Annotated in this window: 19 protein-coding genes; 15 read left to right on the forward strand and 4 right to left on the reverse strand. The window is 74.2% G+C overall.

Annotation, left to right across the window (positions count from 1 at the left end; translation table 11 throughout):
* The 5 genes from MY526_RS13400 to MY526_RS13420 all read left to right on the forward strand — a co-directional run.
* Positions 1-2,142, forward strand: a 2,142-nt coding sequence (locus MY526_RS13400) for an SbcC/MukB-like Walker B domain-containing protein (protein ID WP_436704068.1), incomplete at its 5' end; no start/stop codon positions are given.
* A 176-nt stretch (positions 2,143-2,318) separates the two neighbouring features.
* Positions 2,319-2,867, forward strand: a complete 549-nt coding sequence (locus tag MY526_RS13405) for a hypothetical protein (RefSeq protein WP_436692622.1) — start codon at positions 2,319-2,321, stop codon at positions 2,865-2,867.
* Positions 2,867-5,206: an LGFP repeat-containing protein gene (locus tag MY526_RS13410; protein ID WP_436704069.1), complete on the forward strand. Its 2,340-nt coding sequence runs from the start codon at positions 2,867-2,869 to the stop codon at positions 5,204-5,206. The genes MY526_RS13405 and MY526_RS13410 overlap by 1 nt, the downstream gene beginning before the upstream one ends.
* Positions 5,207-5,303: 97 nt before the next feature.
* Complete coding sequence (locus MY526_RS13415; RefSeq protein WP_436704070.1) at positions 5,304-6,938, forward strand: hypothetical protein; 1,635 nt, start codon at positions 5,304-5,306, stop codon at positions 6,936-6,938.
* A 212-nt stretch (positions 6,939-7,150) separates the two neighbouring features.
* On the forward strand, positions 7,151-8,464 hold the full coding sequence (locus tag MY526_RS13420) for an acyltransferase family protein (protein WP_436692693.1): 1,314 nt from the start codon (positions 7,151-7,153) through the stop codon (positions 8,462-8,464).
* Between the two features lie 7 nt (positions 8,465-8,471).
* On the opposite strand, the gene MY526_RS13425 is transcribed toward MY526_RS13420, so the two are convergent.
* Entirely contained in the window at positions 8,472-8,984 is a 513-nt protein-coding gene (locus tag MY526_RS13425) for a GtrA family protein (protein ID WP_436692625.1), read from the reverse strand.
* Positions 8,985-9,230: 246 nt separating this feature from the next.
* On the opposite strand from MY526_RS13425, the gene MY526_RS13430 reads away from it, so the two are divergent.
* The 4 genes from MY526_RS13430 to MY526_RS13445 are packed head-to-tail and all read left to right on the forward strand — an operon-like array spanning position 9,231 to position 12,703.
* The gene (locus MY526_RS13430) at positions 9,231-9,752 is read left to right on the forward strand and encodes an SGNH/GDSL hydrolase family protein (protein WP_436704071.1); all 522 of its coding nucleotides are present in this window, start codon (positions 9,231-9,233) and stop codon (positions 9,750-9,752) included.
* 30 nt (positions 9,753-9,782) lie between these two features.
* On the forward strand, positions 9,783-10,988 hold the full coding sequence (locus MY526_RS13435; protein WP_436692627.1) for a 5-(carboxyamino)imidazole ribonucleotide synthase: 1,206 nt from the start codon (positions 9,783-9,785) through the stop codon (positions 10,986-10,988).
* Positions 10,989-10,996: 8 nt separating this feature from the next.
* Positions 10,997-11,500, forward strand: a complete 504-nt coding sequence (gene purE, locus MY526_RS13440) for a 5-(carboxyamino)imidazole ribonucleotide mutase (protein ID WP_436704072.1) — start codon at positions 10,997-10,999, stop codon at positions 11,498-11,500.
* 48 nt (positions 11,501-11,548) lie between these two features.
* Positions 11,549-12,703, forward strand: coding sequence for an acyl-CoA dehydrogenase family protein (locus tag MY526_RS13445; RefSeq protein ID WP_436692629.1), 1,155 nt, complete (start codon positions 11,549-11,551; stop codon positions 12,701-12,703).
* Here the strand turns inward: MY526_RS13445 and MY526_RS13450 are convergent.
* The gene (locus tag MY526_RS13450; RefSeq protein WP_436704073.1) at positions 12,646-12,945 is read right to left on the reverse strand and encodes a transposase; all 300 of its coding nucleotides are present in this window, start codon (positions 12,943-12,945) and stop codon (positions 12,646-12,648) included. The genes MY526_RS13445 and MY526_RS13450 overlap by 58 nt on opposite strands.
* A 26-nt stretch (positions 12,946-12,971) precedes the next feature.
* Between MY526_RS13450 and MY526_RS13455 the strand changes: the two genes are divergently transcribed.
* Positions 12,972-13,127 (forward strand): hypothetical protein, encoded by a 156-nt coding sequence (locus MY526_RS13455; RefSeq protein ID WP_436704074.1) that lies wholly within the window; start codon positions 12,972-12,974, stop codon positions 13,125-13,127.
* 28 nt (positions 13,128-13,155) lie between these two features.
* Here the strand turns inward: MY526_RS13455 and MY526_RS13460 are convergent, their stop codons facing one another.
* Together MY526_RS13460 and MY526_RS13465 are read right to left on the reverse strand one after the other, a co-directional pair.
* The gene (locus MY526_RS13460) at positions 13,156-15,798 is read right to left on the reverse strand and encodes an ATP-binding protein (RefSeq protein WP_436704075.1); all 2,643 of its coding nucleotides are present in this window, start codon (positions 15,796-15,798) and stop codon (positions 13,156-13,158) included.
* A gap of 13 nt (positions 15,799-15,811) precedes the next feature.
* Complete coding sequence (locus MY526_RS13465) at positions 15,812-19,066, reverse strand: AfsR/SARP family transcriptional regulator (protein WP_436692631.1); 3,255 nt, start codon at positions 19,064-19,066, stop codon at positions 15,812-15,814.
* A 166-nt stretch (positions 19,067-19,232) separates the two neighbouring features.
* Between MY526_RS13465 and MY526_RS13470 the strand changes: the two genes are divergently transcribed.
* The 5 genes from MY526_RS13470 to MY526_RS13490 all read left to right on the forward strand — a co-directional run bounded on the left by MY526_RS13470 (position 19,233) and on the right by MY526_RS13490 (position 23,838).
* Positions 19,233-21,047 carry a multicopper oxidase domain-containing protein gene (locus tag MY526_RS13470; protein WP_436704076.1) on the forward strand — a complete coding sequence of 605 codons (1,815 nt, stop codon included), beginning with the start codon at positions 19,233-19,235 and terminating at the stop codon, positions 21,045-21,047.
* Positions 21,044-21,739: a DJ-1/PfpI family protein gene (locus tag MY526_RS13475; protein WP_436692633.1), complete on the forward strand. Its 696-nt coding sequence runs from the start codon at positions 21,044-21,046 to the stop codon at positions 21,737-21,739. Before MY526_RS13470 ends, MY526_RS13475 begins: the two co-directional genes overlap by 4 nt.
* A 5-nt stretch (positions 21,740-21,744) precedes the next feature.
* Positions 21,745-22,455: a DJ-1/PfpI family protein gene (locus MY526_RS13480; protein ID WP_436692634.1), complete on the forward strand. Its 711-nt coding sequence runs from the start codon at positions 21,745-21,747 to the stop codon at positions 22,453-22,455.
* Between the two features lie 130 nt (positions 22,456-22,585).
* A complete protein-coding gene (locus MY526_RS13485) occupies positions 22,586-23,287 on the forward strand; it encodes a DUF3159 domain-containing protein (protein ID WP_436692635.1) in 702 nt (233 codons plus the stop codon).
* Positions 23,288-23,631: 344 nt separating this feature from the next.
* Positions 23,632-23,838 carry a heavy-metal-associated domain-containing protein gene (locus tag MY526_RS13490; RefSeq protein ID WP_436704077.1) on the forward strand — a complete coding sequence of 69 codons (207 nt, stop codon included), beginning with the start codon at positions 23,632-23,634 and terminating at the stop codon, positions 23,836-23,838.
* The last annotated feature ends 3 nt before the right edge of the window (positions 23,839-23,841 follow it).

Below are 23,841 nucleotides of genomic sequence, written 5' to 3' on the forward strand. Positions count from 1 at the left end.
GTCGACGCCGAGCTGGCCGCGGCCCGCGCGCTCGCCGACCGGCACGCCCGCCGCGACCGCGCCCGCCAGGACCTCGACCGGCTCACCGCGCAGGAGGCCCAGCTCGTCCCGCTGCGCGCCCGCGCCGACGCCGGCCGTCGCGCCGAGGTGCTGCGCGACGTCCTGGAGACCGCGGGGCGCACGGCGCTGGCCGCCGAGCAGGCGGCCGCCGCGCTGGCCGACGCTCGTGCCGCCTGGGCCGAGGTCGGCGAGCACGCCGACGCCGACACGGTGCGGGCCCGGGAGCTCCGTGACTCGGCCGCCGCCGCCCGCGCCCTCGTGCCCGAGGCCGACCGGGCGGGCACGCTGGCCCGTGACCTGGCCGCACTCCAGGGGGACGTCGAGGCGCTCACCACCCGGTGTGCCCAGGGCGCCCGGGCCGCGGAGGGGTGGCCGGAACGGGTCGCCACCGCGCAGGCCCGCCTGGACGCGGCGCTGGCCGCCGCGGCGACGGTGCCGGGTCTCACCGCCGCCGAGGAGGGCGCCCGCGCGGCCCTGGACGCCGCCACGCGCGCCGAGCAGGTGGCCGCGCGGGTCGCGTCAGCGCGGACGGCCGCCGAACAGGCCCGCCTCGGGTGGCTCGAGGCCCGCGAGCAGCTGGTCGAGCTGCGTGCTGCCCGGCTCGACGGGATGGCCGCCGAGCTCGCCGCCGGGCTGGCCGACGGGACCGACTGCCCGGTCTGCGGCTCAGCCGCGCACCCGCGGCCCGCCGTCCCCACCGGCCGGGCCGTCTCCGCCGACGACGAGGAGCGCGCCCGGGCGGCGGCCGACGCCGCCGAGGCCCGCGCCTCCTCCGCCCGGCAGGCCGTGGACGAGCGGGAGCGCGAGCTCGCCGTCCTCCGTGCCCGCGCCGGTGACCTGCCGCCGGAGCAGCTGGCCGCCCGGGCCGCCGGGACGCGGGCCGAGCTGACCGCGGCGACGCGGCTGGCCGGCTCGGCCGCCGCCGCCCGCCGCGAGCTGGCCGGGGTCGAGACCGGCCGGGATGCGGCGCTGGCCGCGCTGGCGTCAGACCGCGAGCAGCTGCAGCGGCGCACCGCGGAACGGGCGGCGCGGGAGGAGGCGCTGCGCGAGCTCGCCGCGCGGCTCGACGCCGCCCGCGGCGCGGACGCCGACCTGCCCGCGCGGGTCCGGCGGCTGACCACCGCCGCGGAGCGCTGCGAGGCGGTCGTCGCGACGGAGGCCGAGGAGCTGCGGGCCCGTGCCGCCGCCGACACCGCCCGCGTCGCCGCCGAGCGGCGGGCCGCCGCCGCGGCGTTCGACGACGTGCTGGACGCGGCCGGGGCCCTGCTGGAGCCGGGGCAGCTCGCCGCGGTGGAACGCCGGCTGGCCGAGCACGACTCCGCCCGGTCGGTCGTCGTCGCCACCCTCGCCGCCCCCGAGCTCACCGACCTGCCCGACCGGCCGGACGTCGCGGTGCTGGAGCGGCGCTGCGCCGAGCTCACCGCCCGCCGCGAGGAGGCGGTGACCGCGCTCGACCAGGCCCGTCGGTGCGGCCGCGCGCTGGACGGCCTGGCCGGCGACGTGGTCGCCGCGGAGGTGGAGCTGTCCGAGCGGCGGGCCCGGGCCGAGCAGGTCGCCGGCCTCGCCGACCTGGTCAACGGGCGCGGGGCCAACACGCTGCGGATGCGGCTGCAGTCCTTCGTGCTGGCCGCCCGGCTCGAGCAGGTCGCCGAGGTGGCCAGCCGGCGGCTGCAGGAGATGTCGGGCAGCCGCTACACGTTCCTGCACAGCGACGCCCAGGGCCGGCACGGCGCCCGGGGCGGGCTCGGGCTGGACGTCTTCGACGAGTACACCGGCGCCCGCCGGCCCACCAAGACGCTGTCGGGCGGCGAGAGCTTCATGGCCTCGCTCGCCCTCGCCCTCGGGTTGGCCGACGTGGTCACGTCCGAGGCCGGTGGCGTGCAGATGGACACGCTGTTCGTCGACGAGGGGTTCGGCACCCTCGACGCGCAGGCCCTGGACGCGGTGATGAACGTGCTCGACGAGCTGCGCCGGGGCGGGCGGACGGTCGGGGTGATCAGCCACCTCGAGGAGCTGCGCACCCGCATCCCCACCCGGCTGGAGGTCGTCGCCGGGCGGCAGGGGTCACGCCTGGCCGGCTGACCCGCAACAAAGTGACGGAACCGTCACACCGCGTGTCGGGCCGGTTCCGCAAGTGCGCTTGGCTAGCCTGCACTCACTGAGCGTCACCCTTCTGGTGCGGCACGGCTGCCGCGGGCCCAGCGGGGCGCACCCGGGCGCGTCAGCGCTCAGTACGTCCACGAGTCGAGGTCACACAGATGAAGCAGCGGTCCCGCCGCGTCCTGATCGGCCTGGTTGTCCTGGTGGCCGTCGCTGGCGCCGCGTTCGTCGTCTCCCGTAGCGGGCAGGACGTCGACGTCGAGACCACGGCCGTCCTGCCGACCATCCCCGCGGAAACCGGGGCGGACGGGTCCACGACCGGCGCGTCGCCGGCCACCGCCACGGCAGCCGGCGAGGAGGACGAGGAGCCCGATCCAGCCGCTGAGTCGCCGGCGCTCGACACCGAGCGCCCGACCGAGGCCGACCTCGTCGTCACCTACAGCGGGTTCGACGTCGCCACCGGTGCGGTGCTGGTCGGCGCGTACGTCGCCGGTCTCCTCGAGGACGGCGGTGAGTGCGGCCTGACGCTCTCCGACGGGACGACCGAGCGGACGGCGACGGTCGAGGCCGTGCCCGACGCGCGGACGACCAGCTGCGGCGAGCTCACGCTTCCCGAGATGAGGCCGGGCTCCTGGAGCGGTGAGGTGACGTACACCGCGGCCGACGGCGACACGCTGTCCCGCGACGTCGAGGTCGAGGTCCCCTGATGCGGACCACCAGGGCGGTCCGGCTGCTGGCGGCGGTGGTCTGTGTCCTGGCGACCGCCGCGACCCTCGTCGTCCAGACCTCCAGCACCCCGGCTCAGGCGGCCGACCTGAGCGCCTTCCGGGCGGGCAACATCGTCTCCGACGCGGTGTACTTCAACCCCTCGACGATGACGCCGGACCAGATCCAGGCCTTCCTGGTGCAGAAGGGGGCCAACTGCACCGCCGGCGACCTCTGCATGAAGAACTACCGCGTGTCGACCTTCACGCGGACCGGTACCAACTGCGCGACGTATCCGGGAGGGGAGAACGAGCGCGCGGCCGATGTCATCTGGAAGGTCGCCCAGGTCTGCGGCATCAACCCGCAGGTCCTGCTCGTCACCCTGCAGAAGGAGCAGGGTCTGGTCACCGCGACCAGCCCGACGGCGAGCAAGTACCGGATCGCCATGGGCTACGGCTGCCCCGACACGGCGGCCTGCGACGCGCAGTACTACGGGTTCTTCAACCAGGTCTACATGGCCGCCTGGCAGTTCCGGCGCTACTCCACCCTGCCGCGCAACTACGGCTACAAGGCGGGGATGAACAACACCATCCTCTGGCACCCGAACAGCGCCTGCGGCTCCACGCAGGTGTACATCGAGAACCAGGCGACGGCGAACCTCTACAACTACACGCCCTACCAGCCGAACGCTGCCGCGCTGGCGGCCGGCTACGGCTTGGGCAACAGCTGCTCCTCGTACGGCAACCGGAACTTCTTCAGCTACTTCAGCGACTGGTTCGGGTCCACCCAGTTCATCGTGACCGGGACGATCCGCGACTGGTACTGGTCCAACGACGGGCCGGCTGTCCTCGGTGCTCCTGTGGTCAACGAGCTGACGATCAACGGCGGCTGGGTTCAGCACTTCCAGCGCGGGTCGATCTGGGCCAGCGGCGCCGGCACCTTCGCGACGGTCAACGGCATCAACTCGGAGTACTGGGAGAACGGCGCCCGCGACGGCGTCCTCGGGTTCCCGGTCGGCCCGGAGCGGGCGATCAACGGCGGCTGGTCGCAGCAGTTCGAGCGCGGCGTCGTCTACGTCAGTGCGGCCGGTTCGTTCGCGACGGTCAACGGAATCAACACCCGCTACCAGGAGCTCGGAGGCCGGGACGGCGTCCTCGGCTTCCCGGTCGGCCCGGAGCTGACCCTGGCAGGCGGCTGGTCGCAGCGGTTCGAGCGCGGTGTCATCTACGTCAGTGCGGCCGGTTCGTTCGCGACCGTCAACGGCATCAACGGCGCGTACCAGCAGCTCGGTGGGCCGGGCGGCGCGCTGGGCTACCCGACGAGCCCCGAGATGACCTTCCCCGGTGGGTGGGGGCAGAACTTCGAGCGTGGGGCGGTGTACGTGACCGCCGACGGCTCCTTCGTCACGCTCAACGCGATCAACGCCACCTACCAGCGAATCGGGGGACCGACGGTCCTCGGCTTCCCGAAGGGCGCCGAGCGGGGCGTTGCCGGCGGGTGGACGCAGCAGTTCGGCGTCGGCTCCATCTACGTCAGCGCGGCGGGGTCGTTCGCCACCGTCAACGCGATCGACGCCAGGTACCAGCAGCTGGGTGGCGCGAACAGTGCGCTGGGCTTCCCGGCATCCGGGGAGCGCTCCTACCCGGGCGGCTGGGGACAGGGGTTCGAGCGCGGTTCGCTGTTCCTCAGCGCCGAGGGGACCTTCCCGACGTACAACGCGATCAACGCGCGGTACGTGGAGCTGGGTGGGCCGAGGAGTGCCCTCGGGTTCCCGGTCGGCGTGGAGCGGACTGTCGCCGGGGGCTGGTCGCAGCAGTTCCAGCAGGGCGTCCTCTACGTCAGCGCGGCGGGTGCCTGGCCCACGATCAACGGGATCCACGCCGCCTACCAGGACCTCGGGGGTCCCGCGGGGCTCCTCGGTTTCCCCGCCGGTCCCGAGATGGCCGTGGCCGGTGGCTGGGCCCAGCAGTTCCAGAACGGGACGCTGTTCATCAGTGCCGCCGGCGCCTACCCGACCGTCAACGGGATGGACGCGAAGTACCGTTCGATGGGCGGGGCCACGAGCCCGCTCGGGTTCCCGACGGGGCTCGAGCGCTCCCTGCCCGGCGGCTGGTCCCAGGCGTTCCAGAAGGGCAGCATCTACATCAGCACGGCTGGGTCCTTCGCCGTCCTCACGGCGGCCGACGAGGCCTACCGCGGGCTCGGGGGACCCCGGAGCGAGCTGGGCTTCCCGACCGGCGAGGCAACTACCGTGGCCGAGGGCAGCCGGACGACGTTCCAGCACGGGACGATCACCTGCCCGACGACCGGCAGCGGCAGCTGCACCGTGACGAGGAACTGACAGGCACGGGACCGTCCGACCGGACGCCCCGGACACCGGCCGGCACGCACCGCGTGCCGGCCGGTGGGCTGCGGGGAACGCGCCTCGAGTGGGAGACATGCAGAAGGTCATCGCGAACAAGTGGCTGGTGAGCGCCGGCGTCACCGTGGCGTGGTGCCTGCTCGTCCTCCCGTTCACCGAGTCCGTCGCCTTCGAGCTCGGCGCGGTCGACGACGTGACCGCCGTTCCGGCATGGGTGTTGAAGGGCGTCTTCGCGGTTGCGCTGTTCGCCCTCGTCGCGCTGGTCGTCGACCTCCTGGCCCGGCTGCGGGCGGGCGACGACCGGACGCGCGCGGGGCTGGTGATGGGCGGGGCCTACCTCGTCGTCCTGGTGGTGGTCGCGGCGCTCGTCTACCCAGGGCACTGGACGTTCGACGAGTTCCACGTGCTCCACGCCGCGCAGACCTTCGCCCCGTACTACTGGCAGCACTACCTCACGGTCGTGTTCCACACGCTCTGCCTGTACCTCGTGCCGACCGGTGTGGGGATCGTTCTGGTGCAGATGCTGCTGGCCGCTGCCGTCGTGGGCTATCTCGCCTCGGGCATCCGGACGGTGCTGGACAACCGGCGCCTGGCCTGGCTCGTCGTCGTCCCGTTCCTCTTCCTGCCGGTCCTGTTCGAGGTGTACCACCCGCTGCGGATGACCGCGTACAGCCTCGTGGCGCTGCTGGCTCTCGGGAAGGTGCTGCTCCTGGCGCTGGCGCCGGACCTGCGCGGCGACCGGTACCGCGAGTTCGTCGGCTACAGCGTGCTGGTCACCCTCATGGCGTTCTGGCGCACCGAGGGCATCTTCTACCTGGTCCTCCTCCCCGTCGTCGCCGCGAGGCTGGGCCTGCTGCGCGAGCTCTGGCGGAGGAACGGTCGGGCCGTGGTGGCCACCCTGGCCGGGCTGGCGGTCGTGGCCTGCGGGTTCGTCCTGACCCAGGCCACGTCCCGGCCGGAGTACCAGCTCACCGCGCTGTACAACCCGCTGTCGGTGATGGTGGCCGACGGGGACCTCACCGGTGGGGACGTCGACGCAGACCTCGCCCTGATCGACACCGTCATGGACGTCGATCACCTGCGGCAGTACTCCGACTACTCGGACATCCCTGGCTACTGGGCACCCGGGGCGCTGCGCCCGGACTACGCCGACCACCTCGACGACTTCTACCGCGGTGTGGTCAGCCTCGTGCTGCACAACCCGGAGGACTTCCTCGAGGCCCGGTGGAAGACGTTCGTCGCGACGAACAACGTCGACCCGGCGCGGCCCTACGTCCCGACGGGGCTGCTGTTCACCGACGCGCCGGGGAACGAGATGCTCACCACCTTCGAGCGGGAGAACATCGGCGCGCAGCCGTGGGACGACGAGGTGCGGCACACCACGATGCGCGCCCTCCTGGTCATGCAGTCCGACGGCACCGGAACGGCCCTGCGGCCCTGGGTGTGGACGGTGATCCCCACGCTCGTCGGACTGGTCGCCATGACCGTCGTCGGCCTGGCCCGGCGGCGCTGGACGTGGGGTCTGCTGTCGCTCGCCCTCCTGGTGCACGCCGGCATCGTGTTCGGGTCCGCTCCGGCCTACTACTTCATGTACTACCTGCCGGTGTACGTCGTGGGGAACTTCCTCCTCGCCGTCGCGCTGGTGCGCTGGCTGGACCGCCGGCTGTCCGCCCGCCGGGCGCCGGTCGCCGCGGACTCCGCCGCCGCATGAGTCCTCGGGTGTCCGGCAGGCCCGGTGATCGAGGTCTGCGTGGGTGCTGTGACCGGTGGTGCGCGAGCGGGTGTGAACTCAGCCCGAGGACGCAACGGAGCCGTATCTCCCTGTAACGTTGGACGCACGCACTGCAAGGGCCGCCGAGGATCCGTGGCCCAGGCCGCCGTCTGGGACGGCAGGGCAACTCACACTCGACGGAAGTGACGTTCATGGTGCTCATCGACAGCCGGGCTCCCGGCCGCAGCGTCGTCCCGCCGGTGCCCTCCACGGGGCCTCGTGCGGACGTCGCGCGGAGTGGAACCGAGGCCGCGACGCCGTCCCGTGGCCTGCCGCGGGTGATCCCGCAGCTGACCGGTATCCGGGCGTTCGCGGCGCTGTGGGTGGCGTGCTTCCACTTCCGCCCGTACCTGCTCGAGAGCTTCCCGCAGAGCTGGCCACTGACTCCGCTGTTCAACGTCGGCCACCTCGGCGTCGACCTGTTCTTCATCCTCAGCGGCTTCATCCTCACCTTCACGCACCTGGACCGGATGGCCTCGGGCTGGCAGCCGCGCAAGGTGCTGGGTTTCCTGTGGCTGCGGCTGTCGCGGGTGTGGCCGGTCACCGTGGCCATGCTGTTCGTGTACGGCGCCTACCGGATCGCCCAGACGTGGGTCACGGGGGACGGTGCCTATGCGGCGTCCCTGGACGTGCGCCGGCTGCTCATGCACGTGCTCCTCATCCAGTCGTGGGGGAGCGAGCACCACGACTGGAACCCCATCGACTGGTCGATCAGCGCCGAGTGGATGGCTTACCTGGTCTTCGGCGTGCTGGTCCTCTTCCTCGCCAAGGCGCAGTCGACGCTGCGCACCCGGGCCCTCGTCCTCCTCGCCGGTGCCGCGCTCGTGCCGATGGTGATCGTGGGCCTGTCGCTGGAGGACGGCTCGGACCTCGCCTGGAACGGCGATCAGATGATCCCGGGCATCGTGGCGCTGCGGGTGCTCAGCGAGTTCTTCGCCGGTGCGTTGGTGGCCCTCGTCGTCCAGCGGCTGGCCCGCAGTGGTCGCCAGGTCCCCCTGCTGCTCCGACCGGCCGTCCTGGTGGCCGGGATCGTGGCCGTCATCTACCTGCTCCAGAAGTTCGACCCCGTGTGGCGGCCGCGCTTCGGGCAGGAGTGGGGTCACAACGGGCACTCGCTCTGGGGGTCGACCGAGTCCGTCGTCGTGATCCCGCTGTTCGCCTTGCTGATCGGCTCGCTGGCCCTCAGCTCGGGCGGTGTCTCGAAGCTGCTGTCGAGCCGGGCGCTGGTGTGGGGAGGGCAGATCTCCTTCGCCTTCTACCTCGTCCACTGGTTCTTCCTGGACCTGATGCTCTTCGTCATCGGGCAGACCGACGTGGCCGACGACGTCAGCTCCCTCGCCCGGCGCGGGCTCGTCGCGGCGGCTCTCCTGCTGTCGGTGCTCGGCGGCTGGGCGCTGTTCCGCTTCGTCGAGGAGCCCATGCGCAAGGGCATGCGCCGGATGCTGCCCCGCTCCCTCGAGGTCTGAGGCCGGCTCAGTCCCGCGCGGCGGCGTCCCGCGGCACGGCCGGGGCGGCGCCGGCGGTGGGCAGGGCACCCGCGGAGGTGTCGACGGCCGGGAACACCCACCAGCGGTAGGACGTGAACCGGATCACCGTCCCGACGGCGATCGACCCCACGTTGGCCGCCTGCAGAACCAGGCTGCTCTCCTGGCCGAGCGGGTACCGGACGACGGCGATGACGGCGAGCCCCAGACCCAGCGTGAGGGCGTTGACCAGGCCGAAGCGCAGGTACTCCCGACCCAGTCCCGTCCGGGCCCGATGGCTGAACGACCAGAAGCGGTGCCCGAGGAACGCGACGGTCAGGGCGACCAGCGTCGACACGAGCTTGGCGGTGACGGGGGCGACGCCGCCGGTGTAGAGGACCTGGAACAGGCCGACGTCGATGCCGAAGCACAGCAGCCCCACGGTGCCGAAGGCGCTCAGCTCCCGGAGGAGGAGCCGCCACGGGCCCTGCAGTCGGCCGCGGAGGGGCGCGTCGGCGGGCACGAGGCGAGTCTATGAGGGGCGCCGGTGGCCCGGGTCCGTCGGCGCGGGGACACTGGAACGGTGCACCACCCGCGCCGAACCGCTCCGTTCGGGGCCGTTCTGGTGGCGGTCGTGGTGGCGGTCCCGCTGTCCGCCGGCTGCCAGGCCCCGGACGGACGGGCCGACGCGAGCCGGGCGTCGGTCTCGACGGCCGCAGCCGGCGCCCCCGCACCGTCATCCCGGGCCGAGCTCCGCAGTTTCGTGGCGGTGGGGGACTCGATCACCGCCGGCGGGGTGCCCATCCTCGGTCCGGGGACGGGTGGCGACCTGTCGTGGATCAGCGCGGCTCGCGGGCCGCTGCTGGAGTTCCGCGGCGGCTGGGCGATCGGCGGAGCCACCACGGCCGACATGCGGGCGGCTGCCACGCCCATGGACGCCGACGTCCTCGTGCTGATGGGGGGCACGAACGACGTGCTCCTCGGCCGCCGCTGGGAGCAGGTCCAGGGCGACCTGCGCGCCGTGGCCGCCATCGTGGGCGCTCGGGCCGTACTGCTCTCCGCCGTCCCGCCGAGCGACGCCCTGCCCGAGGCGACGACCGGGTTCAACGACCGGCTGCGGACGCTGGCCGCCGAGCGGGGGTGGCAGTTCGTCGACCCGTGGACCGGGGTCACTCAGGAGGGCGCCTACCGACCCGGAGCCAGTCTGGACGGCGTCCACCCCACACAACGCGCCGCTGACGAGGCGGGGGCGGTCATCCGGGAGGTGCTGCTGGACGGCGGCGTCGGGTGAGAGGGCGCCACCGGCTAACCTCGCGTCCCGATGGACACCCCACTCGACCCGCGCACCGGGCTCCCCGTCGTCGCCATGGTCGGTGGCGGGCAGTTGGCCCGGATGACCCACCAGGCCGCGATCGCCCTCGGCCAGTCGCTCCGGGTGCTGTCCACCGGCCCGGACGAGTCCGCGGCGCTCGTGGCCGCCGACGTCCGGCTCGGCGACCACCGCGACCTCGACGCGCTGCTCGCCGTCGCCGACGGCGCCACCGTCGTCACCTTCGACCACGAGCACGTCCCCATCGAGCACCTGCACGCGCTGGAGGCCGCCGGCCACCGGGTCGCGCCCGGCCCCGAGGCCCTCGTCCACGCGCAGGACAAGCTGGTGCTGCGGCGGGCGCTCGCCGCCAGTGGCGAGCCGCAGCCGGCCTGGGCCGAGGTGGCCAGCACCGCCGACGTCGAGCGGTTCGCCGCCGCGCACGGCTGGCCGGTGGTCCTCAAGACCCCCCGCGGCGGGTACGACGGCAAGGGCGTCTTCCTGGTGGACGACGCCGCCGAGGCCGCCGCCCTGGTGGACCGGCACGGCACGCTGCTGGCCGAGGAGCGGGTGCCGCTGGTCCGGGAGCTGGCCGCGGTCGTCGCGCGCTCGCCGTTCGGGCAGGTGGCCGTCTGGCCGGTCGTCGAGACCGTGCAGCGGGACGGCGTCTGCCACGAGGTGCTCGCCCCGGCGCCCGGGCTGGACGGGGAGACCGCGACCGCCGCGCAGGAGCTCGCCGTCCGGATCGCCGCCCAGGTCGGCGTGGTCGGGGTGCTCGCCGTCGAGCTGTTCCAGACCGCTGACGCCGTCCTGGTCAACGAGCTGGCCATGCGCCCGCACAACTCCGGCCACTGGACCATCGAGGGCGCGCGCACCAGCCAGTTCGAGCAGCACCTGCGCGCCGTCCTCGACTATCCGCTGGGTGCCACGGCGATGACCGCGCCGGTCGTGGTGATGGCCAACGTCCTCGGCGGGCGGGCCGCCGAGGAGGGCTGGAGCGGCCCCGGGCTCGACGAGCGGGTGCACCACCTCATGGCGCACTGGCCCGACGTGAAGCTGCACTGGTACGGCAAGGGCCAGCGCCCGGGCCGCAAGCTCGGCCACGTGACGGCGCTGGGCGACGACCTCGACCGGGTCCGCGCCCGGGCGGTGGCGGCGGCCCGCTACCTGGCCGACGGCGAGACCGACCCGGCGTTCGCCTTCGCGACCGAGCACTGAGGAGCCCCGTGGACAACCCGCTGGTCGGCATCGTCATGGGCAGCGACTCCGACTGGCCGATGATGGAGCCCGCGGCCCAGGCGCTGGCCGGGTTCGGCGTCCCCCACGAGGTGAACGTCGTCTCCGCGCACCGCACGCCGCGCCGGATGCTCGACTACGCCGAGTCCGCTGCCGGCCGCGGCCTGCGGGTGGTCATCGCCGGCGCCGGGGGAGCGGCCCACCTGCCGGGGATGGTCGCGGCGGCGACCCCGCTGCCGGTGATCGGCGTCCCCCGCCCGCTGGACCGGCTCGACGGGCTGGACAGCCTGCTGTCGATCGTGCAGATGCCGGCCGGGGTGCCGGTGGCGACGGTGTCCATCGGCGGCGGCCGCAACGCCGGGCTGCTCGCCGTCCGCATCCTCGCCGCGGCCGACCCCGCGCTGCGGGCCGCGGTCGAGCGCTTCCAGGCCGAGCTGGCCGAGTCGGTGGTCGCGCGGGACGCCGCCCTGCAGGAGCGACTCGCCTCCTCCTGAGGAGCCGGGAGCATCGTCATCCGGGGCGCGCCGTCCTATTCTCTACCCGTGGGTAACAATGCTGGGCTGTACGCCCTGACCGAGGAGCACGACGCGATCCGGGCCGCGGTCCGGGAGATCGCCGAGCGGGAGATCGCCCCGTTCGCCGCCGAGGTGGACGCCGAGTCCCGGTACCCGGTGGAGGCGCACAAGGCGCTGACCGCGGCCGGGTTCCACGCCACCCACATCCCCGAGGCCTACGGCGGCGAGGGCGCGGACCCGATCGCGACGTGCATCGTGATCGAGGAGGTCGCCCGCGTCGACGCGTCGGCCTCGCTGATCCCGGCGGTGAACAAGCTGGGCTCGATGCCGATCATCCTCTCGGCGTCGGAGGACCTGAAGCACCGGGTGCTGCCCTCGATCGCCGCCGGCGAGGCGATGATCAGCTACGGGCTCTCCGAGCGGGAGGCCGGCTCCGACGCCGCCGCGATGCGCACCCGCGCCCGCCGCGACGGCGACAGCTGGGTGCTCAACGGCACCAAGGCCTGGATCACCAACTCCGGTGTCTCGACCTGGTACACGGTCATGGCCGTCACCGACCCGGAGCAGGGCGCCAACGGGATCTCCGCGTTCGTGGTGCACGCCGAGGACCCGGGCTTCGCCGTCGGCCCCAAGGAACGCAAGATGGGCATCAAGGGCTCGCCGACCTGCGAGCTGTACCTCACCGACTGCACCATCCCGGCCGACCGGATCATCGGGGAGCCCGGCACCGGCTTCAAGACCGCGCTGACGACGCTGGACTTCACCCGCCCGACCATCGGCGCGCAGGCCGTCGGCATCGCCCAGGGCGCGCTGGACGCGGCCGTGGAGTACACCCGCGAGCGCCGGCAGTTCGGCCGGGCGGTCAGCGACTTCCAGGGCGTGCAGTTCATGCTCGCCGACATGGCCATGCAGATCGAGGCCGCCCGCCACCTGGTCTACGTCGCCGCCGCCCGCGGCGAGAACGGCGGTCCGGACCTGGGCCGGCTGTGCGCCGCGGCCAAGGCCTTCGCCTCCGACGTCGCCATGAAGGTCACCACCGACGCCGTCCAGCTCTTCGGCGGCGCCGGCTACACCTCCGACTTCCCGGTCGAGCGGATGATGCGCGACGCCAAGATCACCCAGATCTACGAGGGCACCAACCAGATCCAGCGGATGGTGATCGCACGGAGTCTCCTACGGTAGGAGGCCGAGCCGCGTTTTCGCAGGTCGGAGCACCTGGGTGCTGCGACTCGACCCGCGAGAACGGCTACCCGCGAGGGGCAGTGGGTTGCGATGCTGCTCGTCCCGAGCCCTCGGGCGCGGGCGGCGGCCTCGGTCGGCGCGCTGCAGATGGTGCGCAGCAGCGCGGCGACCTTCTTGCGGTCGTTGTCGTTGACCCAGCGCACCGAGGCCCGGACCAGATGCACGATGCAGGTCTGCACCACCGTCTCGACGCGGGCCCGTGGTGCCGGTGACCGAGGACATCGCCCTCAGCAACGGCGCAGTCAACGTCAGCGCGACCTACCTCTACGCCGACCCGGCCGGGTCCTCGAAGCTGGCACAGATGGCCGACCCAGGCGTCGTGGGGAAGGTGATCCGCACTTGTCTGAACGCCGCCACGCGGTGACGTCGGTCGGGCGCTACAGAGCAGGACGTCAGTGGCCGCGACTGGCGTACGGGGCTCCGGCGAGTTGGGCCAGCACGTCATCGACGAGCACCCAGGGGTCGGCTTCGCTCGCCGCAGCCCGGATCGCCGGCGCCCGGTCGCCGAGGCGCTGCAAGGTGGCGTCCACCGCGGCGTCGTGCAGGTCCCGGGTCACCGGGCGGGCGGGCAGCCCGACCCGCTCACGAAGCGCATCCGCGGCGGCCGCCGCCCGGGCCGCGGTCTCCCAGCGCTGCTGCTGCGACGCCAGCGCCGCCGTGGTGTCCAGGGCGGTGGCCAGCCCCTCCAGGTTCCGCGCCCGACGCAGATGCTCGATCTGCGAGCGCAACCGGGACAGGGACTCCTCCAGGTCGCCGGCGAGCAGGTCGAGGGTGGCCAGGTGCCCGACGGCCTGGGCGAGCAGGACGTCGTGCCCCATCTCCGTGGCCACCCCGGCGGCCTCCTCGAGGTCCGCGCGCGCCCCGGCGGTGTTGCCGGTGAGCGCCCGCCACACGCCGCGGTGCAGGGTGGCGTGGCCCAGCAGCCAGGCGTTGTCCTCCCGGCGAGCGGTGTCCAGCGCGCTGTCCAGATCGTCGGCGACGCCGGCGGTCTCCCCGAGGGACAGGCGCAGCGCCCCGCGCAGCAGCCGCACGGCGGCCGCGAGCAGGGCGGTCTCCCGGTCCACGGTGTCGGCGGCCAGGGTCAGGGCCCGCTCCGCGGAGGCGAGCGCGGCGGCGTGGTCACCGGTCTGCGTCTGCGCGTAGCACAGGGCCAGGTGGTGCAGGAACGCCTGCTCCCGCGCGCCGGGATCTTCCTCTCTGGAGTCCGCGGCAGCGTCGACGGCGGCCGGCACCACGTCGCGCAGTTCGCCGACCCGGCCGGTGTAGATCAGCCACGGCCACAGCCGGCGGGCCAGGGCGGCCAGCACGCCGATGTCGCCGCGGGTCGCGACCCAGCGCGCGGCCGCGAGCAGGTTGTCGGCCTCCCGGGTCAGCAGCGGCCAGGACCCAGGCGCGTCGTTGTGAGCGATGATGTCGGCAGGCTCGATGAGGTCGGCGTAGAAGAGCGCGTGGCGGTCACTGAGGCGCTCGGCCTCGTTGCGTTCGTTGAGCAGGTCGGTGGCGTAGGCGCGGACGACGTGCAGCATGCCCACCCGCGGTTCGTCGGCGGCGTCGGCGAACAGCAGGTTCTTCTCCAGCAGCGAGGAGACGCCGTCGAGCACGTCCGAGACGGTGTCGTCGCCGCAGACGGCGTCGACCGCCCCCAGGGTCGCGCCGCCGGCGAACACGCTCAGCCGCGCGAACAGCGCCTGCTCGGCCGGGGTGAGCAGCTGGCAGCTCCAGTCCAGGGTCGCTCGCAGGGTGCGCTGCCGGGCGGGCAGGTCGCCCGCGGCGCCGCCGGCGAGCACGTCGAGCCGCTGGGCAAGCCGGCCGGCCAGCGCGGTCGGCGGGAACAGCCGCGAGCGGGCCGCGGCCAGCTCGATGGCCAGCGGCAGGCCGTCGAGCAGCCGCACGATCGCCGTGACCGCAGCGCGGTTGTCCTCGGTGAGCGCGAACCCGGGCCGGACGTCGGCCGCCCGCTGCACGAACAAGCTCACTGCCGGCACGTCGTCGACCGCCCCGTCGCCGGTCACCTGGTCGTCGTTCGGCACGGGCAGCGGCGGCAGGGGGTACTCGTGGTCGCCGCGCAGCCGCAGCGTCTGCCGGCTGGTCACCAGCAGCGCGAGCCTCGGGCAGCGGCCGAGCAGGCCTGTCAGGTCCGGGCCCGCGGCGCGCAGGTGCTCCATGTTGTCGGCGACCACCAGCAGCTGTCGGCCGGTCAGCTCGTCGACGAGGCGGTCCAGCAGCGGGCGGGTGCCGGCCTCGGGCAGGCGCAGGGCGGCCGCGAGGGCCGGCAACACGAGCTCGGGGCCGGGGACGTCCTCGAGCGGCACGAACGCGACCCCGTCGGCGAAGCGTCCGGCCACCGCGCGGGCCACCTCCAGCGCCAGGCGGGTCTTGCCGACCCCGCCCGGCCCGGTGACCGTCACGAGCCTCACGTCCTGGCCGAGCAGCTCGGCGACGGCGGCGATGTCGGCGTCGCGGCCGACTGTCGCGGTCAGGGGCACCGGCGCGGGGACCGGCCGGGCCAGCTCACGGCTGGAGAAGGTGGCGGCGCCCGGGGACTGGGCCATGAACCGCTCGCTGAGCAGCGCGGCGAGGTCGTCCTCGACGAGCGCGGCGAGCTCGGTGGAATCGGTGAACTGCCGGTAGGAGGCGCTGCCCTGCGCGCTGACCGCGTCGAGCATGGCTTGCAGCCGCGGCTCGATCGCCGCGGCCGGGCGCTTGAGGTAGAGCAGCCGGGGCATGCCCTCACTGAGCCGGAACTCGTCCTCCAGCCCGGAGATCGCCTCGCCGGGCGCGACCCAGCCGTAGCGCTGGTGGTAGATGCCGAGGAAGACGTGGGACTGCCGCAGGTAGGCGCGGTACAGCTCGCGCGGCGGGTGCGGGCGGGCGCCGAGCTCGAACATCACCGGCGCCAGGTGCAGCCGTTCGATCGCCGCCCGCACGACGCGGCGCTCCTCAGCGAGCTCGCCGAGTGTGGAGCTGACGAAGACCCGGATCCGCTGGTCCGGCGTCCGGATGGTCTCCGCCGGCTGCGTCCCGGTCGTGGTCATCGCCGGGCTCCGGTCAGCGCCGCGCGGGCACGCGGTCGGCGTCGTCGAGGACGGCGTCGGGCCGTGCCGTGCCCGCCGCGAAGGCAAGGTCGAACGCGGCGTCGCCGACCACGGTGCGGGCCAGGTGCTCGGCGCGTTCAGCGTCGGCGCACTCCAGCCGGGACGCCGGCCGGTGCCGGCGCTGCCGCCACGACACGGCCGCGCCGAGCAACCGGGCCGCGGCCTCGGCATCGCCGCGCGCGGCGGCCACGCAGGCCAGCCCCTCCAGCGCGGCGGCGTGCCCGGGCGCGGTCTGCCACGCCCTGCGGTGGAAGAACTCGGCGCTGTCGAGGTCACCGTCGGCCTCGGCGACGTGGCCGAGGCCGACCAGGGCGGCGGCGGTCCACTCCGGCTCGGTCAGCCCGGCCAGCAGCTGCTGCGCGACGGTGAGGCGCTCCCGGGCCGCGGCCGGGTCGCCGCGCTCGCGGGCCAGCAGTGCCTCGCCGACCGCGGCCCGCGGGTTGCCGTCGGCGCCGAGCTGGTGAGCGACCGCGTGTGACTCGGCGAACAGCTGCTCGGCCCGGTCGGCGTCGCCGAGCAGCAGCGTGACGTGCCCGGCGCCGGCCAGGGCGTACTGGACGGTGTTCGCCGGACCAACGTCGCGGACGCTGGCGAGTGCCCCCTCGTACATCTCCAGGGCCTCCTCGAGCCGGCCGGCGCGGTGCAGGGCCATGCCGAGGTGGAACTGGATGGCCGACACCCCCCATTGGTCCCCGAGCGTGCGGAAGGCGAGCAGTGCCCGGTGCCCGACGGCGGTGGCCGCGGTGAGATCGCCGCTGCCGGCGTGCAGCTCCAGTCGGACGAAGTCGGCCAGCGCGGTGCACCAGGCGTCGTCGGCCTCCGCGAACCGGCGCTCCGCCTGCGCCAGCAGCGCGAAGGCCTCGGCCGGCTCGTCACCGCCGATTGCCTCGACGGCGAGCAGGGTGTCCGACAGCGCGGCGCGGAACCCGTCCCCGAGCTCGGCGAACAGCGCCCGGCTCTGCGTCGCCGCGGCGGCACAGTCCGCATTCGGGTGCACGATGCACGCCCCGGGTCGGGCCGCGACGGCCAGCGCCTGCAGCGCCCGAGCTCGCGCCGCCGGGGAGCCGCCGGGTGCGGCTTCGAGCATGGCGGCGACGCGCCGGCCGCCGTCGGGGTGGGTCGCGAAGTACCAGTACCAGCCGAGGGAGCCGACCAGCTGCAACCCGGCGTCCGGCTCGGTGTCCGCGTGCGCGGTGCACCAGGCCAGCGCGGCGTCGACGTCGTCGCGCTCGGCGGCCAGCCGCGGCAGCCAGCGGGCCTGCCCGTCACCACGCAGCTCGGCCTCGGCCCGCTCGGCCAGGTCGGTGAGGTGGCCGACGTGCGCCCGGCATACCGCGTCGGCCTCGCCGGACTCGGCCAGCCGCTCGGCGGCGTACTCGCGGACGGTCTCCAGTAGGTGGTAGCGGGGCCCGGCGTCCCGGAGGGAGGTGGCGCGGTCGACCACCACCAAAGACCGGTCGACCAGCCGGCCGAGCAGGTCCACCGCCACCGCCGGTCCCAGCGGCTCGCCGCCGGCGACGGCCTGCACCGCCTCGAGGGTCCAGCCGCCGCGGAAGACCGACAGCCGCCGCAACAGCACCCGCTCGGGGTCGCTGAGCAGCTGGTGGCTCCAGTCGACGGTGGCCCGCAGGGTGCGCTGGCGTGCCTCCGCGGTGCGCGCGCCGGTGGTGAGCAGGGTGAAGCGGTCGCCCATGCGCCGGGCCAGTTCCTCGACGGGGAGGGCGGCCACCCGGGCGGCGGCCAGCTCCAGCGCCAGCGGGATGCCGTCGAGGTGCCGGCAGACCTCGGTGACAGCCGCCGCGTTGTCCTCGGAGAGGGCGAGGTCCGGCAGCGCGGCGCGCGCCCGGTCGAGGAAGAGCTGCACTGCGGCGCTGGCCGCCACATCCCCGAGCTCCAACTCACCGCCGGGCACCGGCAGTGGGTCGACGGCGCACTGGACCTCACCGCGGGCCGCCAGCGGCTCGCGGCTGGTGGCCAGCAGCCGGACGTCGGGACAGGACTCCAGCAGCCGCTCGGCCAGCACCGCGCAGGCGTCGGCGAGGTGCTCGCAGTTGTCCAGCACCAGCAGCACAGCGCGGTCGCGGAGGTGACCGAGCAGCTGGTCGTCCGCGGTCGCGGTGGCCACGTCCCGGATGTCCAGCGCCGCGAGGGCGGCCGCGGGCACCTGCCCGGGGTCGGTGACCCCGGCCAGCCGGACGAACGCGACGCCGTCGGCGAAGCGCTCCGCGGCAGCGCGGGCGGCCTCCAGCGCGAGGCTGGTCTTGCCGACCCCGCCGGGACCGGTGACGGTGACCAGCCGCGCCGCCCGCAGCAGCTCACCCACCCGCTCCAGGTCCCCCTCGCGGCCCAGGAACGACGTCAGCCGCGTCGGCAACCGGTCCCGGGGCGGTGCCGGCGCCTGCGGTGGTGGGGGAGCGGGCACCGCAGGGGGCGGGGTGACCGGTGACCGCGCGGGAGCCCGCAGGTCGGGACGCTGCTGCAGGATCGCCTCCTGCAGCTCGCGCAGCTCCGCGCCGGGCTCCAGGCCGAGTTCGGCGTCGAGGACGGCGCGGGCCCGCCCGTAGGCCGCGAGCGCGTCGGCCTGCCGGCCGGCGCGGTAGAGCGCGAGCATCAGCCGGGCGTGCAGCCGCTCGCGCAGCGGGTGCGCGGCGGTGAGCTCCGCAAGCTCGCCGAGCACGTCGGTGTGCCGGCCCGCGGCGAGCTGCAGGTCGACCAGCTCCTCGCGGGCGGCCAGGTGGAGCTCGGTCAGACGGGCCGCCTCGCCGCAGGCCCAGGCGGCGTCGGGGAACTCGGCCAGCGCCGGGCCGCGCCATGCCGCCAGGGCTGTCCGGTACCGGTGGGCGGCCGCGGCGGGATCGGTGGCGGCCTCGGCGCGGGCGGCGGTCGCCTGGTCGCTGAAGCGCAGCGCGTCGACCCGGTCCCGGTCGAGGTCGAGCAGGTAGCCCGCTGGGCGTGTCACGACGACCGCGCTCGGCGCCCCGGCGGCGGCCAGCGCGCGGCGCAGCTTGGATACGCGCACCTGAAGCGCATTGCCCGGGTTGGCCGGCAGCGCCTCGCCCCACAGCGCATCGACCAGGACCGGGACGGGGACCACCCGCCCGGCCGACAGCGCCAGCAGCGCCAGCAGCTCCCGCTCACCACCACCGGGCAGCGATCGAGCTTGCCCGTCGACGACCACCTCGACCGAGCCCAGGACGCGGATCTCCATGCGCCGCCCCTCCCGGAACGAGTCCGTCTGGCCGAGGCGCCGATTCTCGCCCTCGTACCGAAGCCGAGACAACGAGCCGGCGGACGCGGCGCGGTCAGCGGACCGACAGCAGATGGACAGCGCACGCCGCCAGGGTGAAGCCATCCCACCCGCCGAGGGAGACGCCATGTTCACCGTCCACGTGCCGGCGATGACCGCACGCCAGGACGTCCGAGCGATCAGCGCCTCGATCAGCGACGTCCCCGGTGTGCAGACCCTCCAGGCCGACCTGGCCACCCGCACCGTTCAGGTGACCGGCCCGGTCGATCCCACCGCTGTCACCGCGGCCGTCATCGCCGCCGGCTTCGCCATCGCCGCGGCCACCGACGGCTCCCCGCCTCCAGGCATCCCCAGAACAGGAGGACGTCCCGTGGACACCTTCTTCTCCACCGACACCACCGGCCTGCCCGAGGCCACCCGTCAGCAGAGCCTGGACATCGCCGACGGGGATGAGCTGCAGCTCCGGCTCGGCCCGGTCGCCAAGCAGCTGGCAGGGACGACGGTGCGGATGCTCGCCTACAACGGCTCGATCCCCGGCCCGACGCTGCGCGTGCGTCAGGGCTCGCAGATCGTCGTGCACGTCACCAACGACACCGACCTGGAGACCACCGTGCACTGGCACGGCCTGCGCCTGGAGAACCGGTACGACGGCGTGCCGGGGCAGACTCAGACGCCGATCCCGCCCGGCGGCGACTTCTCCTACCGCCTGCCCTTCGTCGACCCGGGGCTGTTCTGGTACCACCCGCACGTCCGCGAGGACTACACGCAGGAGATGGGCCTCTACGGCACAGTCCTGGTCGATCCTGCCGAGCCCGACTACTGGCCGCCCGCGCACCGCGACGTCGTCCTCACCCTCGACGACGTGCTGCTCGAGGACGGCGTGATCGCCCCGTTCAGCCGAACGGAGACCGACTACGCGGCGATGGGCCGCTACGGCAACCTGCTGCTCGTCGCCGGCGAGACCGACCTGACGCTGACCGCGCGCACCGGCGAGGTGCTGCGGCTGTGGCTGGTCAACACCGCCAACAGCCGCGTCTTCCGGGTCGCCCTGCCCGGCGCGCGGATGAAGCTGATCGGTGGCGACAACGGCCGGGTCGAGCAGGAGCAGTTCGTCGACTACGTGACCCTCGCCCCGTCCGAGCGGGCCGTGGTCGACGTGCTCGTGGACCGCGCCGGTCGGTACGCCCTCGAGCACCGCACGCCCGACCGCATCTACCGCCTCGCCTCGATCAGCGTGACCGAGGAGGCCGCCGCGCCGCCACTGGCCGAGGTGTTCGGGCGGCTGCGCTCAGCCCCGGAGCTCACCGCCGAACGTCGGCAGCTCGACCGGTGGCTGGCGGCACCGCCGGACAAGGTCATCGCCGTCGTCGCCGAGATGGACATGGGCGACATGGGCATGGGCGACATGGACATGGGGGGCATGGGCGAGATGGACATGGGCGGCATGGACATGGGCCATGACGGGGACATGGGCCACGAGATGCCGAAGGGCCACGACATGCCAGGCGTGCCGGACGACGCCGGCGACGGCATCGAGTGGGAAGACCACATGGTCGAGATGAACCGCGCCATGACCTCGGCCAACATGCACTGGAGGCTGCTGGACCGCACCGCCGGCCGTGACGCGCCGCCGGACGACTGGCGGTTCACCGTCGGCGACCGGGTCAAGCTGCGGGTGGTCAACGAGGCGGACTCCGACCACCCGATGCACCACCCGTTCCACATCCACGGAGCTGGGCGCTTCCTCGTCCTCGCGCGCGACGGGACGCCGGAGCCCAACCTGGTGTGGAAGGACACCGTGCTCATCCCCACCGGGCAGACCGTCGACCTGCTCTTCGACGTCACCCACCCGGGGCGCTGGATGGCGCACTGCCACATCGCCGAGCACATGCACAGCGGGATGATGTTCACCTTCACCGTCACGCCGGCGGCGACGTCATGACCACCCGGACCCGGCGGCGGGAGAAGCAGATGCTGGCATTCGCCGTGTACCCGGGCCTGACGCCGTTGGACCTGATCGGCCCGCTGACCGTGCTGCGCAACCTGACCGGCACGAGGTACCGCACCGTCGTCGTCGCCGAGCGCACCGACCGGCTGGCCACCGACACCGCGCTACGGGTCGTCCCGGCCGCCTCGTTCACCGAGGTGCCCGCGCCGTTCGCGGTCATCGTGCCCGGCGGCGGGCCGGCGACGGTCGCGGCGATGGCCGACGAGGCGCTCGTCGGCTACGTCCGCACCGCGGCGGCGACCGCGCAGCTGGTCGGCGCCACCGGCAACGGGGCACTCATCCTCGGGGCCGCCGGCCTGCTCACCGGACGGCGGGCGGCGGCCCACTGGGCCTACGCCGAGCACCTCGAGCGCTCCGGCGCCACCTGGGCGCGGGAACCCTGGGTGGAGGACGGCCGGCTCCTCACGGCCGCCGGCGGCGCAGCCGGCATCGACGCGATGCTGGCCCTGCTCGCCCGGCTGAAGAGCCGCTCGTCCGCGCAGCTGGCGCAGCTGTTCATGGAGTACGACCCCGAGCCGCCGCTCGGGCCGCTCGGCCGGGACCGCGGTGATCCCGACCTGGCCGTGCGGCTGCGCACTCCGCGGCCTCGCGCCGCCCGCGCCGAAGACCACGCAGAGCCGAGGTGAGCGACATGACCGCCGCCGACACCGATACCAAGACCATCGCCGTCGTGCTCTACCCGGGGCTCACCGCCCTGGACCTGGTCGGCCCGCTGCAGGTGCTCACCGAGCTCGAGCGGTTCGCGCCGCGGTACCGCACCGTGGTCGTCGGCGCCCACACCGACCCGATGGCGACCGACCTCCCGCTCCAGCTGGCCGCCGACCGCAGCTTCGCCGAGGTTCCGCACCCCGACGTGCTCGTCGTGCCCGGCGGCCGGAACGGCACCCTCCGCGCGATGAGCGATCCCGGCGTGCGGACCTACGTGCGCACCGCTGCCGCCTCGGCCGACGTCGTCGGGTCGGTGTGCACCGGCTCGCTCGTCCTCGGCGCCGTCGGCCTGCTCCGGGGCCGCCAGGCAACCACCAACTGGTTCTTCGCCGGAGTGCTCAAGCCGCTGGGCGCCACCTACCACCGGCAGCGGTGGATCGAGGACGGCAACGTGACCATGTCCGCCGGGGTGTCGGCCGGCATCGACTGGGCGTTGCACCTCGTCGCCCGGCTCACCGACGAGGCCACCGCCCGCCGCGTCCAGCTGGCCCTGGACTACGACCCGCAGCCGCCGTTCGGCGGCATCGACTGGGCTCACATCCCACCGCTGCCGCGCACCATGCGCGCCGCGATCGGCCTGCTCGCGCCGGTGATCGCCGCGAAGCCGAAGCGCCTGGCCCGGACCGGCGCCTGACCCGGCCGCAACCTCCCGGCCCGCGGGTCACCGACGGCGCAAGCAGACGGACAGTGAGGCGACAGCCGGTCGGGCGAGCCTGGGGACGTTGCACCACCGCCAGGCCCGCCCGGCCGGAGAGAAGCCAGCGATGAGCCCCACCGACACCGCGCCCCGCACCGGGACGACGCCGTCCAACGGCGCTCCTCTCGCGGCAACTCCACCCACCGGCCTTCCCCCTGCGCTCGGCGGCACCCGCGGCCTCATCGACGGTGGCCTGCCCCCGCTGGTCTTCGTCGCTGTCAACGCCGTCGCCGGCGCGCAGACCACGCGGCCGATGGCCCTGACCGCGGCGATCGGCGCGGCGGCCGCCACCGGCCTGGGCATCGTTGCGCTGCGGCTGTTGCGCAGGGAGCCGCTGCGCCAGGCTCTCGGCGGGCTGGCCGGCCTCACCGTCGCGGTGCTGTTCGCCGCCACCTCGGGTGAGGCGCGCGGGTTCTTCCTGCCCGGCATCCTCGTCGACGCCGCCTACGGGGCCGTCTTCGCCGGCTCCGCACTGATCGGCTATCCGCTGGTCGGCACCCTCTACGGCCTGCTGTACCGGCGTCACGACTGGCGCGACGATCCGCGCCTGCGCCGGCTGTTCGTGCTGGCCACCTTCGGCTGGTCCGCAGTGTTCGCGGTCCGCGCCGGCGTGCAGGCGTTCCTGTACCGGGAGGACCTCCCCGGGCTGCTCGCCGTCGGCAAGCTGCTGCTCGGCTGGCCGCTGACCCTCGCCGCCGTGGCGCTCACCCTCGCAGCCGTCCGTCGCGCCACCCGTCGCGCCGCGGCCGCAGCACATGAACGGCCGTAGCCGCGACGGCGGCACGGGCTGTCCCGCGGCGTCGTCGACGGGCCCACGGTCCCGAGGGTGCCGGGTCGGTCCGACCGAGGAGGACTCCAGGAGGTGAGCGGGAGTTGCCCGCCTGGCCGCCATCGTCGGCGGCCCCGTGAGGGCCTGATCAGCACGGGAGCCACCCGAGCCGAGGTGCGCACCGGCGCATGCACGCGCGGGCTCGGCGGACTTCGTCAGCCCGGCCGGACGAACGGCGCGGCTCGCTGGACGGATCCGTCCACCGCTTGCGGAATGTACCCACCGGGGGTACGACTGGTACCAAATACCACTAGGGGGTATGTGACCGCGAGAGGAGAGGTGCCGTGACGAGCACCGAGTACACAGTCCGAGGAATGACCTGTGGGCACTGCGCCAGCGCGGTCACCGAGGAGGTCGCCAAGATCCCCGGCGTCACCGACGTCGACGTCGACGTGGCCGGCGGCCGCGTCACCGTCCGCAGCACCGGACCCGTGCCCGACGCGGTGGCTGCCGCCGTCGACGAGGCGGGCTACGAGGTCGTCACCGGCTGACCG

Source organism: Geodermatophilus sp. CPCC 205761, from assembly GCF_051383655.1.
Taxonomy (GTDB): Bacteria; Actinomycetota; Actinomycetes; order Mycobacteriales; family Geodermatophilaceae; genus Geodermatophilus.

What these genes read in the sequence shown, in the direction of transcription:
- MY526_RS13405 (WP_436692622.1), top strand. Translation starts at nt 2,319, where the DNA reads ATGAAGCAGCGGTCCCGCCGCGTCCTGATCGGCCTGGTTGTCCTGGTG.
- MY526_RS13410 (WP_436704069.1), top strand. Translation starts at nt 2,867, where the DNA reads ATGCGGACCACCAGGGCGGTCCGGCTGCTGGCGGCGGTGGTCTGTGTC.
- MY526_RS13415 (WP_436704070.1), top strand. Translation starts at nt 5,304, where the DNA reads ATGCAGAAGGTCATCGCGAACAAGTGGCTGGTGAGCGCCGGCGTCACC.
- MY526_RS13420 (WP_436692693.1), top strand. Translation starts at nt 7,151, where the DNA reads ATGGTGCTCATCGACAGCCGGGCTCCCGGCCGCAGCGTCGTCCCGCCG.
- MY526_RS13435 (WP_436692627.1), top strand. Translation starts at nt 9,783, where the DNA reads ATGGACACCCCACTCGACCCGCGCACCGGGCTCCCCGTCGTCGCCATG.
- MY526_RS13460 (WP_436704075.1), bottom strand. Translation starts at nt 15,798, where the DNA reads ATGACCACGACCGGGACGCAGCCGGCGGAGACCATCCGGACGCCGGAC.
- MY526_RS13465 (WP_436692631.1), bottom strand. Translation starts at nt 19,066, where the DNA reads ATGGAGATCCGCGTCCTGGGCTCGGTCGAGGTGGTCGTCGACGGGCAA.
- MY526_RS13470 (WP_436704076.1), top strand. Translation starts at nt 19,233, where the DNA reads ATGTTCACCGTCCACGTGCCGGCGATGACCGCACGCCAGGACGTCCGA.
- MY526_RS13475 (WP_436692633.1), top strand. Translation starts at nt 21,044, where the DNA reads ATGACCACCCGGACCCGGCGGCGGGAGAAGCAGATGCTGGCATTCGCC.
- MY526_RS13480 (WP_436692634.1), top strand. Translation starts at nt 21,745, where the DNA reads ATGACCGCCGCCGACACCGATACCAAGACCATCGCCGTCGTGCTCTAC.
- MY526_RS13485 (WP_436692635.1), top strand. Translation starts at nt 22,586, where the DNA reads ATGAGCCCCACCGACACCGCGCCCCGCACCGGGACGACGCCGTCCAAC.